This is a genomic window from Aminobacter sp. MDW-2 (assembly GCF_014250155.1).
GTDB classification, from domain to species: Bacteria; Pseudomonadota; Alphaproteobacteria; order Rhizobiales; family Rhizobiaceae; genus Aminobacter; species Aminobacter ciceronei.
In genome coordinates, this window is sequence record NZ_CP060197.1 from 996,389 (window position 1) to 1,009,711 (window position 13,323).

A 13,323-nucleotide genomic window follows, 5' to 3' on the forward strand; every position below is an offset into this window, starting at 1 on the left:
AAAAGCCCGGCGTCGCCACCGGGCTCTTGTCATTTTGCGTCCGAGGCCCTGGCTTTGCCAGTGCCTCGGAAATGTCTCCTGACAGGGTTGTGTCAGGTCGTCAGGCGTCAGTTGCCGTCGATCTCGGCGCCGATGATGGCGATTGCCTGCTGGTAGACGCTGGCTGCGTTCCAGCCCTGCAGTGCGCCGAAATTGGCCTGGCCGGGCTGGTAGCCGCCGCCTGCGCTCCAGCCGTGGCCGCGCAGGAAGTTGGCGGTCGAGGCCAGCGCGTCGGCCTTGGAGCGGACCATGTCAATCTTGCCGTTGCCGTCGCCGTCAGCACCGTATTTCAGCACGTTGACCGGCAGGAACTGCGTCTGGCCGATTTCGCCATGAGCAGCGCCGATGGCGTTGGGCGCCAGCGTGCCGCTCTGGACGAGCTTGAGCGCTGCGTAGAGCTGGTCGGTGAAATATTCCGAACGGCGGCAGTCATAAGCGAGCGTGGCGACCGCCGACAGCGTGTGTTGGTTGCCCATGAAGCCGCCGAAGCCGGTCTCCATGCCCCAGATCGCGATCAGCGGGCCGGCCGGCACGCCATAGCGCGCCTCGATGCTCTGGAACAGCGCCGCGTTCTGCTTCTTGATCGTCTTGCCCTTGGAGGCAATCGCCTTGCCGCCGCGCTTGGCCATGAACTGGTCGAGCGAGAGCTTGAAGCTCTTCTGGTTGCGGTCGGCGTAGATCGTCTTGGTGGCATAGGTCGTCTTGGCGAGAGCGCTCAGCGCGTTGCCCTTGATGCCGTTCGCCGCCGCCTGGTCGGCAAATGCCGCCTTCCATGCTTCGAAGCCGCCCGCGTTGTTGCCGCATTCCGCCGCAATTGAGCTGCCTGCCGAAACCGCCAGCATGGCGGAGGCCGCAGCAAAAGTCTTCACCTTGGCAGTCAATGCCATGCCGTTCTCCTGATGCCTGAACCAAATGTCCCTGGGAGGGGTGTTGCCAGCCCAACGCTCGCTTTTTAGCATTAAGAAGGCGTTTACGTCCCCGTCTGCCTGCAATGGCAGGTGGCAAAATTCTCGCATAGGATCAAGCGGTGAATATGGCGAGAGCGGGGAAAAAACATGGATGATGTCGATGTTGTGATCGTCGGCGCCGGTTCCGCCGGCCTTTCGGCGGCAAAAGTCCTGCGTGCCGCAGGACTTAGCTTCAAAGTGCTGGAAGCCATGGATCGTATAGGGGGGCGTGCCTGGACCAGCAGCAAACACTTCGGTGTGCCCTTCGACATCGGTTGCGCCTGGTTGCACGCCGCCGATCGCAACCCCTATTTCCCGGAAGCCGAGGCCGCCGGCTGGACCATGCATCATCACGACATGAACATTGATCACCTCTACTATCGCAACCGTAAGGCGAGTGAGGCCGAGGAAGCGGAGGTCAAACAGGCGGATGCCGCCATGGCGGCCTTGCTTGAAAGTCACGCCGACCCCGACGACCGGCTTGGCGCGCTCTTGGCCAAGGGACGCTCGTCGCGTGCCGCCGCCACCTTCTGCGGACCGATGGATTTCGGCGCCGACGAAGACGAGATTTCGATCGCCGACTTCAGGAATGCCGCCGATCTCGATCCCAATTACTTCACCCGGGAAGGGTATGGCGCACTGGTCGCGCGTTTCGGCGCGGATGTTCCGGTCGAGCTTGCCACGCCGGTGCGACGGATCGACTGGGATGGTGCAGGCGTCAGCTGCCACACCGATCGCGGCGTGCTGCGTGCCGGGGTTGCGATCGTGACGGCATCGCCGGCGGTGCTGGCCTTCGAGGAGATCGCCTTTTCGCCCGCGCTGCCGGAACACTATATGACGGCGTTTTTCGACCTGCCGATGGGCATGTTGACCAAGCTGCCCGTCGAAATCAAAGGCAGCCGCCTTGGTCTCAAACCCTTCGATGACCTGCTCGTCGAGCGGTCCGCGCGTCACGACATCTACTTCCTCAGCTTTCCCTTCGATCTCGACCTGATGGTTGGCTTCGTCGGCGGCGATTTCGCCTGGGAGCTGTCGGCAGCCGGCGAGGCAGCCGGCGTCGATTTCGCCACCGACCGGCTGTGCGAGATCTTCGGCAACGACACGCGCAAGCATGTCGGCCGGGCGATGATGACGAATTGGGGCGGCGAACGCTATGTCAGGGGCGCCTATGCCGCTGCGCGTCCCGGTCGTTCCGAGGCGCGGTCGGTCCTGATGCAGCCGCTCGGCGAGCGCATCTTCTTTGCCGGCGAGCATCTTGCGGGGCCGCTGATCCAGACCTGCGGTGGGGCCCGGCTGTCGGGCGAAGCGGTGGCAGGACAGGTCGCTTCGCAACTGGCGACACATTGGAGGACATCAGCTTAGCGAACGTCAATCTGCTACAATTCGTGAGCGTTCCGGGCCATTTCGTCAGGAACCGATGACTGTCGGCTCCGTTTCGGCACCTTGAGGGACCAGGAAAACGGAGCGAAAAGATGAAAACGAAACTGTTGTTGCCCGCCATCGCGGGGGCGCTTCTCGCCTTCTCCGGCCCGTCATTTGCCGACGTTGCCGTGCAGGCTGCGACCGATCTCAACGTCCGCGCCGGCCCTGGGCCGCAATATCCGGTCATCGGCGTCATCGGTGCCGGACAGGGCACTACGCTTCGCGGCTGCCTTGAAGGCAGCAAATGGTGCAGCGTCGCCGATTCCGGCGGTGATGGCTGGGTTTACTCCGATTATCTCGTCGGCGATTTCGGCGGCCAGCAGATCGTGCTTTCGGCGCGTCCGGTCGATTCCGGCGTGATTGTCGTTGATCCGCCGGCTGCCGGTGGCGCCGGTGACGTTGTCATCGACGGCACGACAGGGGCGATCGTCGCTGGTGAAGTGATGCCGGCCATCGAGCCGCCCGGGGCGGTTCGTACCTATGTGACCGACCATCGGGTCGAGCCGGTCTATCTCGACGGCGAGGTCGTGGTGGGTGCCGGCCTGCCTGATACGGTCGAACTGACCGAGATACCCGACTACGAGTATCGTTATGTCAATGTGAACGGCCAGCCGGTGCTGGTTGAACCGTCGACGCGGCGCGTGGTCTACGTGGTCCGATAGCCTTGGAGGCCGCCGGGCAAGCTGTCCGGCGGCCGGTCCTAGAGTGGCGTGATCGACGTCTCGGAAGCATGTTCCGCCCGCTTCAGCATTTGCTCGAACTCTGCAGCCGGCAGCGCCTTGGAATAGAGATAGCCTTGGCCGACGCGACAGCCCATGGCGTAGAGTGCCGCCTCCTGTGCCCGCGTCTCGATGCCTTCAGCGATAACCGACAGCCCCATGTCACCGGCCATGCCGAGCACCGCGCGCACGATTGCCGCGTCCTGCGGATCGCGCAGCATATCGCGGATGAAACTGCGGTCGACCTTGAGCACCGTGAGGGGAAAACGCTTGATCGTGCTGAGTGCTGCGTGGCCGGTGCCGAAATCGTCGAAGGCGAGGCCGACGCCCGCCTTGCCGAGTTTGCGGAACGGCTCCAGAGTACGCTCTTCATAATCGAGCGCGATGGTTTCGGTGACCTCGAGTTCGAGCGCGTCGGCGAGCAGACCGTGACGCGACAGCGTCGACGTCACGGTTTCGGCCAGGTTACCGGCGTTGACCTGAACGGCAAACAGATTGACGGCCATCGTGATGGGGGCAAAGCCTGAAGCCCGCCACGCGGCCGACTGTCGGCAGGCCTCATCAAGGATCCAGTTGCCCACCGTCAGCGCGCCGGAATGCGTTTCGAGCACGGCAAGGAAATCGGCGGGCGCGAGCAGCCCGCGTAACGGGTGGTTCCAGCGCAGCAGCGCCTCGGCGCCCATCACCCTGCCGCTCTCCAGACAGACCTGCGGCTGGTAGTGCAGCACGAATTCCCGGGCCCTGATGGCGCGCAGCAACTCGTCCTGCAGCGCGCGCCGTACGGCCACGGCGTTGCGCATGCCCGGCTCGAATATGCGATAGCTGCCGCCTTGCTGCCGTGCGCGGTAAAGCGCCAGATCGGCGCTGGCCATCAGCTCTTCCGAGTCACCGCCATCGCGGGGCGCAACCGCGCCGCCGATGCTGACGCCGAGCTTGAGAAAGTGGTCGCCGATCTCGAAGGGCTGTTCGAACGAATGCAGCAGGCTGTTGGCGGCGGCAGCGACCGCCGCCGGCCTGTCGATACCGCGCAACAGCACCGCAAACTCGTCGCTGCCTAGCCGCGCCACCATGGCATTGGCGTCGAGCGCTGCGGGCAGGCGCACGGCAAGCGCCTGCAAAAGCGTGTCGCCGGTGGCGTGGCCGAGCGTGTCGTTGACCTTCTTGAAGCCGTCGAGGTCGACAAGCAAAAGTCCGGTCGCCTCGCCTCTCTCAAGTGCATCCTCAAGCTGCATGTCGAACTGCAAGCGGTTGGGCAGGCCAGTCAGCGTGTCCTGATGCGCCAGACGATACAGGCGCATGTCGCGCTGCCTGCGCTCGGAAATGTCGCGGATGATGCCGCCCATGGAAACGCCGTTGGGCCCATCCCAGACCGACAGCGACAGTTCGATGGGGAATTCGCTGCCGTCGCGACGCAGTGCCGAGACCTCGACGGTCTTGCCGCTCAGCTTGGATGGAGTGCCGGCGGCGACGCGCGCGATGCCGGCATTGTGGGCGCCGCGTAGTCTCGCGGGAATGATCAGATCGAGGGTTTCGCCGACGAGTTCGGCCTTGTCGTAGCCGAACATGCGCTCGGCCGACTTGTTGACGAAGGAGATGTTGCGGCTGGCATCGATGACCACCAGGGCGAATTCGATATTCTCGACAAAGCCGGCAAGCGGCGAGGCATCTGCGGTCGGGGTCATGAAGTCACCACCGTCCATACATTTATGCGGATCAACCCGATGATCACACATGGTGGTAGAAGACTCTAAAATAGTACATGTATCCCCCCGGATGGCGCATATAATGGCAGGGAAGTATTAACAGCCACTGATTTTCGTCCGAGAATCCGCCAACAATCGCCGTTCTCGGGCCCTTGCCTTGACTCGCCCGGCATTTTCCTGTCTACAGCCGTCAAATTCCGCGACGAGTTCCACTCCGAGCGGCCGACCGGGACACCCTTAGAGGTACCAAACGATCCCGGAGGCCAACACCCGGCAGCGCAATGCGCCCCCGGGTGCTTTTTGGTTTGGTTCAGGCGCGCAGAGGCATTACCTCTCGGTTCGACACCGGTTGGCTGAGAGAAGGGAAGTCGAATGTTTGAATCGCTGCAAGAGCGGCTTGGATCAATCCTTAACGGCCTGACCGGCCGTGGCGCACTGTCGGAGGCCGATGTCTCGGCAGCCCTGCGCGAGGTTCGCCGTGCCCTGCTCGAAGCCGACGTGGCGCTGGAAGTCGTCCGCTCGTTCACCGACAAGGTGCGCGAGAAGGCCGTCGGCGCCGCCGTCCTGAAGTCGATCAAACCCGGGCAGATGGTCGTCAAGATCGTCCATGACGAACTTGTCGAAATGCTTGGCGCCGAAGGCGTAGCCGTCGACCTCAACGCGCCCGCTCCGGTCGTCATCATGATGGTCGGCCTGCAGGGTTCGGGCAAGACCACCACCTCGGCCAAGATCGCCAAGCGCCTCACCGAGCGCCAGGGCAAGAAGGTCCTGATGGCCTCGCTCGACACGCGCCGCCCGGCCGCGCAGGAGCAGCTGCGCCAGCTCGGCGAGCAGACCAAGGTCGCGACCCTTCCCGTCATCGCCGGCCAGTCGCCGGTCGACATCGCCAAGCGCGCCGTTCAGGCGGCCAAGCTCGGCGGCCACGACGTCGTCATCCTCGACACGGCCGGCCGCACCCATATCGACGAGCCGCTGATGGTCGAGATGGCCGACATCCGCAAGGTGTCGAACCCGCACGAAATCCTGCTCGTCGCCGACTCGCTGACCGGCCAGGATGCCGTCAACCTCGCCAAGAATTTCGACGACCGCGTCGGCATCACCGGCCTGGTGCTGACCCGCATGGACGGCGACGGCCGCGGCGGTGCTGCGCTGTCGATGCGCGCCGTCACCGGCAAGCCGATCAAGCTGATCGGCGTCGGCGAAAAGATGGATGCGCTGGAGGAGTTCTATCCCAAGCGCATCGCCGACCGCATCCTCGGCATGGGCGACATCGTTTCGCTGGTCGAGAAGGCTGCCGAAACCATCGACGCGGAAAAAGCCGCGGCGATGGCCAAGAAGATGCAGTCGGGCAAGTTCGACCTGAACGACCTCGCCGACCAGCTTGGCCAGATGCAGAAGATGGGCGGCATGGGTGGCATCATGGGCATGATGCCGGGCATGGGCAAGATGAAGGACCAGATGGCCGCGGCGGGCCTGGACGACAAGATGTTCGGCCGCCAGCTCGCCATCATCTCGTCGATGACCAAGGCCGAGCGCGCCAATCCCGACGTCCTCAAGCACTCGCGCAAGAAGCGCATTGCGGCCGGCTCCGGCACCGACGCCGCCGAGATCAACAAGCTGCTCAAGATGCATCGCCAGATGGCCGACATGATGAAGGCGATGGGCGGCAAGGGCAAAGGCGGCGGCCTCATGCGCGGCATGATGGGCGGCCTGGCTTCCAAGATGGGCCTCGGCGGCATGATGCCTGGCGGCGGCATGCCCGACCTGTCCAAGATGGATCCCAAGCAGCTCGAAGCCCTGCAGAAGCAGGCCGAAGCCGCAGGCCTCGGTGGCGGGCTCAAGGGTCTTCCGGGCGGCATGCCTGGTCTCGGCGGCGGTGGCCTTCCCGGCCTGCCCGGCGGCATGAAGCTTCCCGGTCTCGGTGGCGGCCTGCCCGGCCTTGGCAAGAAGAAGTGAGGAGCGCGATGACCGACATCACCCCGCAGGCACAGCTTCAGGAATTGCGCGCTTCGATCGACAACATCGACGCAGCCTTGATCCACATGCTGGCCGAGCGCTTCCGCTGCACCAAGTCAGTTGGCGTGCTCAAGGCCACCCACGGCCTGCCGCCGGCCGATCCGGCGCGTGAGCAGACCCAGATCGCGCGCCTGCGCCGCCTGGCCGACGACGCCCATCTCGATCCCGATTTCGCGGAGAAGTTTCTGAACTTCATCATCCGCGAGGTGATCCGTCACCACGAAATGCTGGCTGCCGAACACAACGGCGCGTCAGACAAGACTACCTCCGCCTGACGGCGGAACATAAAGCAGACCAAGAACAACCCAAGACAGAACTATTCAGGAGTAAGACAATGTCCCTTAAGATCCGCCTGGCCCGCGCCGGCTCGAAGAAGCGCCCCTACTACCACATCGTCGTTGCCGACGCCCGCAGCCCGCGCGATGGCCGCTTCATCGAGGCAATCGGTGCCTGGAACCCGCTGCTGCCCAAGGACGGTGACCGCGTGAAGCTCGACGCCGATCGCGCCAAGCATTGGCTGTCGAACGGCGCCACGGCGACCGACCGCGTTGCCCGCTTCCTCGACGAGGCAGGCATCGTGAAGCGCGATGCTCGTTCGAACCCGACCAAGGGTGAGCCGGGCAAGAAGGCCCAGGAGCGTCTGGCTGCCCTGAAGAAGGCCCAGGACGACGCCGCTGCCGCCATCGCGGCTGCAGCTGCTGCCCCGGCTGAAGCTTCGGCCGAGTAATTTTTCGCCTTATCGGCGAAACAAGCAACGGCGGGCCGAAAGGTCCGCCGTTTTGCTTTTTCGGGGCGTGTTTCAGCCGTTTCGGCGACAGGGACCTGGCCCCGCCCGCGCCACCGCTGCTGCCCCTAAGTACATGACACTTATGTGACATTCGGCTTAAGCAGGCGGTAAGGCGGCAGCGGATAGCTTGCCCCTGACAGCGCGCGGCACGCCGCGCAGGCATGAGGCCACGCTGTCGGCCGAGGGGGGCTTCGGCATGCCGACAATCGATGCGACGTGCCTGCGACCGGGCTGATCTGGTCCGGGCGGTGTCAGGCTGACAGGTGACCGGATGCTTTTGGCAATGCGAGCTTGGGACAGGGATCGGGCGCTTCCGTCGGAAATGCCGGGTGGTGCGGCGGAGCAGCCGGTCGCAAGGTGCGCCGCGGACCTGTCAGCTGGGGTCGACACCGAGTTCGACGACGTCAGGTTGGTTCTGCGGCGCTGGCAGGCGGCCTGCATCGACGGCGCCTTGCCGCCCTATGAAGAGCTGGCGCTCGGCAGCGTCGGCCGCTTCGCCGACGAGATGGCGGTTGTTCGTCTCCAGCCCGCCACGGACAGCTTCATCCTGCGCGCCGGCCCGCGCTTCGGCGCGATTGCCGGCCTCAGCGTGCCCGCGGCGGTGCTGTCGGTGCTGCCTTTCGCTTTCCAGCGCGCCATATCGGGCGCGATCGAATTGGCCCGCCTGGCGGCGCGTCCGCAATTGGCGCTGTGCCGCTCGATCGTCGACGGCATGGTCTCCACCGTCGAGGTTTTGGCGCTGCCGCTGTCGTGCCGCTGGCCGGGCGAGTATTTCCTGATCTTCGCGCGGCCGCGCAGGAGCCAGATCGACCTGGCCCGGCTGCTCATCAACTCGACCGACGAAGGTATATTAGCGCTCAGCGCGCTCGAATCCGCCGGTGGCGAGGCACGGGACTATCAGGTCCTCAGCATCAACAACGCCGCAGCGCGCCTTCTCGGGGTCTCGGCCGAAGACATGCGATTCAGGCTGCTGTCGCAGGCGAATGCCGCTTGCGGGCTGTCGCGCCTGCTCGACGAATGCGGCGTCGCCCGTGCGCATGGTGTCGCTGCGCCGTCGCTCGAACTGGAATACCAGCTTGGCGGCGAAACCGTCTCGCTGCAGGTCGGCGTCGCTGAAACCGACGGCCTGCTGGCGGTGACGCTGACCGACATACGCGAGATCCGCAACCGCGAAACGCTGTTTCGCTCGCTGTTCGACGACAACCCGGTCCCGATGTATGTGCGCCAGGCCGATGGCGGCGCGTTCCTGAACGTCAACACCGCAGCGCTCAATCTCTATGGCCGAGGCCGGGGCGAGTTCCTGGCGCTCGGCATCGCCGATCTGGAGCCCGGTGTCGCCGACCTGCCGGCGACGGGCGAGCGCTTCGTGCGTCACCGCACGGCGGCGGGCAGCGAGCTCGATGTCATCGAATATGCCAGGAACATTCAGGTCGGCACCGCACCGGCGACGTTGTCGACAATCGTCGACATCACCGAGCGCAAGCGCGCCGAGGATCGCATTTCCTACCTCGCCCACCACGATCCGCTGACAGGCGTCGGCAACCGCACCACCTTCTCGCAGGAGATCGAGGAGGCCGTCGGCGCTGCCGTCGCCGGCCACCAGCCTTTCGCGCTGTTGCTTGTCGACCTCGACGACTTCAAGGCGGTCAACGACACGCTCGGCCATGCCGCCGGCGATTCCCTGCTGGTCGAGACGGCATCCCGCATCCGCACGCTTCTGCGCCGCAGCGACCTCGTCGCCCGGCTCGGTGGCGACGAGTTCGCCATCCTGCTGCGCGGCGCGCTCAGCCGCGCCGATGTCCAGGCGCTTGCCAAACGCATCATCCAGGCGATCAGCGAGCCGCACGCCTATGAGGGCCACAAGCTGTCGATCGGCGCCAGCCTGGGTGCTGCGATCGCGCCGGCCGATGCGCGCGACGCCGGCACGCTGCTCAAATGCGCCGACCTGGCGCTCTATCGCTCGAAGCGCGACGGCAAAGGCGCGTTCCATTTTTTCGAACCGGAGATGGACGCCGAAATGCGCGATCGCCGCGAGCTTGAACTGGAGCTGCGCTGCGCCGACCTCGATCTCGAACTCGAGCTGCACTACCAGCCGATCATTTCGGTGAAGACGGGTGCGCTGCGCGGCTTCGAAGCACTTGTACGTTGGCGCAATCCCAGGCGCGGCATGGTCTCGCCTGCGGAATTCATTCCACTCGCCGAAGAGACCGGCATGATCGAGGCGATCGGGCGTTGGGTGCTCGACGAGGCCTGCCGGCGTGCCGCCACCTGGCCGGACGACCTCGTCATCGCTGTCAACGCGTCGGCTGTGCAGTTCCGGCAGGGTCAATTCGCGCAGACCATCGGCCAGGCGATTGCGCGGTCGGGGCTCGACCCGTCGCGGCTCGAGATCGAAATCACCGAATCCGTTCTTCTGGCCGACACAGGCGCCAATCTCGCCGTCCTGCAGCAGCTCAAGCAGATCGGCGTGCGCATCGCGCTCGATGATTTCGGCACCGGGTACTCATCGATGAGCTACCTCCGGAGCTTTCCATTCAGCCGGCTGAAGATCGACCGTTCCTTCGTCCGCGATATCGGCTCGAGCCGTGAATCGATGGCGATCGTACGCGCCATCATCGGCCTTGGCGCCAATCTCGGCATCGACACGACGGCCGAAGGCGTTGAAACAGGCGCCCAGCTTGAGCTGCTCCGGCGGGAGCGCTGCGGCGAGATCCAGGGATTCCTGTTCAGCCCGCCGGTCGACGGGGCAGGAGCGGCCAACATCATCGCGAGCTATCGTGGCAACAAGGTTCAGGTGGCTTAGGGGCGACTGCTTGACCGAACCGGATGACCGCGCCACCTAAGCTGCAGCGAGGTGGCCGGAGGAAATGCCATGCCCGAGAAGATATCCGCACTCAACGCTGACGGCATCTCCGAGCCCTTTGCCGCCGAAGCGGCGCCACTCGAGGTCTTCTCTCATGGCGAGCGCTTCGGATCGAGCTTCCGCCATTTGTCCAGCTTTGGCGGCGGCGACCATGTCGGCGTCGCGCTGGAGGAACTCGTGCCAGGCAAGGAGAAGAACCCGTCGCACTATCACATGCTCGAGGAGGAGCATGCCTACATCCTCGAGGGCGCGCTGACACTGAAGCTCGGTGCGCGCAACTATGTCATGAAGACAGGCGACTATGTCTGCTTTCCCGCCGGCCAGAAGGTCGGGCACGCGTTTTTCAACCACACCGATGCGCCGTGCCGCTATCTCATCATCGGCGAGCGCAATCCAAACGATGTCATCGTCTACCCGGAATCAGGCCGCGTCAGCGTCCGCCTGACCGGCGAAGGCTACGGCAAGGCGGCGACGATGGACTATTGGGAGGGCATCGATGCGAGCGCCCCCGATGCCAAGGCCCGGACCGGGCTAGCTCAGGAATAATAAAAATTCTCCGCCGGCAGCATCGGTGGCGGTGTTTCGCCCAGCGCCTCGAACACCGAGATCTCGCAGACCCGGCACAAGCCATCGAGGGCAAGGTCGTTGGCTTCCATGCCGAAGGGGTCTTCGAGTTCTTCGGAGAGCGCATCGAGGCCGAAGAATGTGTAGGCGATCAGCGCCGTGAACAGCGGCGTCACCCAGCCGGCCGAACCCGCCAGCCCGAAGGGCAGCAGCAGGCAGAAGATGTAGGCGGTGCGCTGCAGCAGCAACGTGTAGGCGAAGGGCAGGGGCGTGCCCATGATGCGCTCGCAGCCGGCCTGCAGCGCCGAGATCGCCGCCAGACGCTCGTCGAGGATGCGATAGTCCATCGCCTCCAGCACTTTCGCGCGCTTGAGCGCACCGATCTTCTCGCCCATCCGCCGCATCGCTGCGTCAGGCCTGTTGGTCGCGGCATGGATTTCGTCGACGGCATCGCCGATGAATGGGCGAGCCGCTTCCCTGGTGTCGACGCGGCGCAGTTCGCCGCGCAGGAAATGGCAGAAGGCGAGCGAATCCATCAGGAGCGGCCTGAGTTCGTCGCGGTCGGAGATCATCGCTGTTGCAGCGCGCGACAGGTTACGGATTTCGAAGACGAGCTGGCCCCATAACTTGCGGGCTTCCCACCAGCGGTCATAGGCGGCGTTGTTGCGGAAGCCGAGATAGACGGAGAGCGCGACGCCCAGCAGCGCGAAGGGTGCGACGCCGGCGTCGCCGAGATCGAGCTTGAGCAGCTTGATGGCGGCGACCACCGCGGCGCCATAGAGCGCGAAGCCGAGAATCTGCGGCAGGATGCGGGGCACCACGGAGCCGCGCATGACGAAGAACAGCTTCAAAAGGTTTGTGCGCGGGCGAACGATCATGCGGCGTGGTACCTGTTTCCAAAAGATAGTGCGCCGCCGGGCCTGCCGGTGTCATCTCCAATCACGAGATGAATAGCGATTGCGTTGATTTGTCCGATAAGGCAGCCGGCCCCGCCGCCCAATGGGGAGGCGCAAAACTTGGGTCAGTTCTCGTAGGTTCGCCCGGTCAGCTTGTCGACCAGCCTGCGGAGAATGCCGCCCCGCCTCAGCCGGCGGACCTCGTCCGCAAGCTCGGCTGTCTTGCTCCACAGCTCGCCGAGCTGGAACTGCAGTTCCTCGCTTGGGCCAAGACCCTCGCGCATTCTGACGAAGCTGCGGTCGTAGATCTGCTTCTGCTGCAGAAATCGTTCGATGATCGCGGCCATGGCGCGTTCGTCCTCGTTCGGCTCCCGCCTCGGCCAGGGCTTTTCCGCCAGCACATCGCGGTAGATCGCCTCGATCTGCTCGGCGCCCTTTTCGCTGGCGAAGTCACGCCGCACGCGTTGGGTGACCGCAATGGCATCTTCCGCCCTGTAGGCGGCAATTTCGCGGTCGAGCAGTTCGGGCGATGCTGCGTCGGACAATGCGCCATAGGCGAAGTTCACGGCGGCAAAACCGTCAAACCTGTCCGTCGTCACCAAGCCGCCAACGCCGAAGCGGTCGACATTGATCACGGTGCAGCCCCGCGCCATGGCTTCGAGCGCCATTCGGCCGCTGGCGAATGCCAGATCCGTGCCGCCCAGCCGCTTGACCACGTCGTCCGCTGCCTTGCCGACCAGCTCGCCGCGAAAGGCAATGCCATGGCGCTGGCAGGCTTCGGCGATCATACCGGTAAAGCGAATGGTCCCGGGGTGGGCGAAGATTGCAGCGGTTGCCAGCCTCGCGGGAGCCGGGGCAGCAGGTCCGACGCGCTGCAGGTCGATGGTGTTCGGCCAGAACCTTACCTTCGACGCAGCGATCCCGCATTCGTCCACCAGCCTGCCGCGCAATGCGGCCCGCACATGGACATAGCGGCTGATCCTGGGATGAATGGGGGGCGCGTCGATCTCGCTGCTGAAGTCGTGGCAGACGTAGATTGCGGGCGTCCCGGGAAAGCGCGTTAGGGCGGCGATGGTTGGTCCGGTGTGATGGCCGTGAATGATGTCGGGCGCTTCGAGCGCCGCCAGCGATGTTGCCACCGGCGAACCCGTGGCACGGATTTCCGCTACTGCAGGGCCTGTGATCGGCGCAAACGCGGTTACCGAATGGCCACGCCGCCGCAGTGCCAGCACCGTGTCGCGGACGAGCGTTTCGGTGCCGCTGCGCCCGGTCAGCACGGCATTTGTCATCAGGATCCGCAGCGGCCGGTGCACGCCGTCCTGACGGCTGCTGTCGCTGGCTAGACTATCGCGCGCTATCGTCCTGCC

Annotated in this window: 11 protein-coding genes; 7 read left to right on the forward strand and 4 right to left on the reverse strand. The window is 64.8% G+C overall.

The genetic code is table 11. The annotated features are described in order from the left end of the window. Positions 1 to 107: 107 nt before the first annotated feature. On the reverse strand, positions 108 to 926 hold the full coding sequence (locus tag H5P29_RS04820; RefSeq protein ID WP_067955848.1) for a lytic transglycosylase domain-containing protein: 819 nt from the start codon (positions 924 to 926) through the stop codon (positions 108 to 110). 168 nt (positions 927 to 1,094) lie between these two features. On the opposite strand from H5P29_RS04820, the gene H5P29_RS04825 reads away from it, so the two are divergent. Further along, positions 1,095 to 2,348 carry an NAD(P)/FAD-dependent oxidoreductase gene (locus tag H5P29_RS04825; RefSeq protein WP_154386252.1) on the forward strand — a complete coding sequence of 418 codons (1,254 nt, stop codon included), beginning with the start codon at positions 1,095 to 1,097 and terminating at the stop codon, positions 2,346 to 2,348. Between the two features lie 110 nt (positions 2,349 to 2,458). After that, the gene (locus tag H5P29_RS04830; protein WP_067955852.1) at positions 2,459 to 3,070 is read left to right on the forward strand and encodes a DUF1236 domain-containing protein; all 612 of its coding nucleotides are present in this window, start codon (positions 2,459 to 2,461) and stop codon (positions 3,068 to 3,070) included. Positions 3,071 to 3,108: 38 nt separating this feature from the next. On the opposite strand, the gene H5P29_RS04835 is transcribed toward H5P29_RS04830, so the two are convergent. Then, on the reverse strand, positions 3,109 to 4,809 hold the full coding sequence (locus H5P29_RS04835) for a bifunctional diguanylate cyclase/phosphodiesterase (protein WP_154386253.1): 1,701 nt from the start codon (positions 4,807 to 4,809) through the stop codon (positions 3,109 to 3,111). Positions 4,810 to 5,202: 393 nt separating this feature from the next. Between H5P29_RS04835 and ffh the strand changes: the two genes are divergently transcribed. The 5 genes from ffh to H5P29_RS04860 all read left to right on the forward strand — a co-directional run bounded on the left by ffh (position 5,203) and on the right by H5P29_RS04860 (position 11,042). Beyond that, positions 5,203 to 6,786 carry a signal recognition particle protein gene (gene ffh / locus H5P29_RS04840; RefSeq protein WP_154386254.1) on the forward strand — a complete coding sequence of 528 codons (1,584 nt, stop codon included), beginning with the start codon at positions 5,203 to 5,205 and terminating at the stop codon, positions 6,784 to 6,786. Positions 6,787 to 6,794: 8 nt separating this feature from the next. Continuing rightward, positions 6,795 to 7,121, forward strand: coding sequence for a chorismate mutase (locus H5P29_RS04845; protein ID WP_067955860.1), 327 nt, complete (start codon positions 6,795 to 6,797; stop codon positions 7,119 to 7,121). Between the two features lie 59 nt (positions 7,122 to 7,180). Then, a complete protein-coding gene (gene rpsP / locus H5P29_RS04850) occupies positions 7,181 to 7,573 on the forward strand; it encodes a 30S ribosomal protein S16 (protein ID WP_154386255.1) in 393 nt (130 codons plus the stop codon). Positions 7,574 to 7,916: 343 nt separating this feature from the next. Next, positions 7,917 to 10,436, forward strand: coding sequence for a bifunctional diguanylate cyclase/phosphodiesterase (locus H5P29_RS04855; protein WP_185910250.1), 2,520 nt, complete (start codon positions 7,917 to 7,919; stop codon positions 10,434 to 10,436). A gap of 69 nt (positions 10,437 to 10,505) precedes the next feature. Continuing rightward, on the forward strand, positions 10,506 to 11,042 hold the full coding sequence (locus tag H5P29_RS04860; RefSeq protein ID WP_154386257.1) for a cupin domain-containing protein: 537 nt from the start codon (positions 10,506 to 10,508) through the stop codon (positions 11,040 to 11,042). Here the strand turns inward: H5P29_RS04860 and H5P29_RS04865 are convergent. Both H5P29_RS04865 and H5P29_RS04870 read right to left on the reverse strand, forming a co-directional pair. Then, a complete protein-coding gene (locus tag H5P29_RS04865; protein WP_067955866.1) occupies positions 11,033 to 11,938 on the reverse strand; it encodes a bestrophin family protein in 906 nt (301 codons plus the stop codon). The two genes, H5P29_RS04860 and H5P29_RS04865, sit on opposite strands and share 10 nt — an antisense overlap. Positions 11,939 to 12,081: 143 nt before the next feature. Further along, positions 12,082 to 13,245 (reverse strand): glycosyltransferase, encoded by a 1,164-nt coding sequence (locus H5P29_RS04870; RefSeq protein WP_154386258.1) that lies wholly within the window; start codon positions 13,243 to 13,245, stop codon positions 12,082 to 12,084. Positions 13,246 to 13,323: the final 78 nt, after the last annotated feature.

Coding starts and splice junctions, on each gene's coding strand:
- H5P29_RS04820 (WP_067955848.1), bottom strand. CDS start 926: ATGGCATTGACTGCCAAGGTGAAGACTTTTGCTGCGGCCTCCGCCATG.
- H5P29_RS04825 (WP_154386252.1), top strand. CDS start 1,095: ATGGATGATGTCGATGTTGTGATCGTCGGCGCCGGTTCCGCCGGCCTT.
- H5P29_RS04830 (WP_067955852.1), top strand. CDS start 2,459: ATGAAAACGAAACTGTTGTTGCCCGCCATCGCGGGGGCGCTTCTCGCC.
- H5P29_RS04835 (WP_154386253.1), bottom strand. CDS start 4,809: ATGACCCCGACCGCAGATGCCTCGCCGCTTGCCGGCTTTGTCGAGAAT.
- ffh (WP_154386254.1), top strand. CDS start 5,203: ATGTTTGAATCGCTGCAAGAGCGGCTTGGATCAATCCTTAACGGCCTG.
- H5P29_RS04845 (WP_067955860.1), top strand. CDS start 6,795: ATGACCGACATCACCCCGCAGGCACAGCTTCAGGAATTGCGCGCTTCG.
- rpsP (WP_154386255.1), top strand. CDS start 7,181: ATGTCCCTTAAGATCCGCCTGGCCCGCGCCGGCTCGAAGAAGCGCCCC.
- H5P29_RS04855 (WP_185910250.1), top strand. CDS start 7,917: ATGCGAGCTTGGGACAGGGATCGGGCGCTTCCGTCGGAAATGCCGGGT.
- H5P29_RS04860 (WP_154386257.1), top strand. CDS start 10,506: ATGCCCGAGAAGATATCCGCACTCAACGCTGACGGCATCTCCGAGCCC.
- H5P29_RS04865 (WP_067955866.1), bottom strand. CDS start 11,938: ATGATCGTTCGCCCGCGCACAAACCTTTTGAAGCTGTTCTTCGTCATG.
- H5P29_RS04870 (WP_154386258.1), bottom strand. CDS start 13,245: ATGACAAATGCCGTGCTGACCGGGCGCAGCGGCACCGAAACGCTCGTC.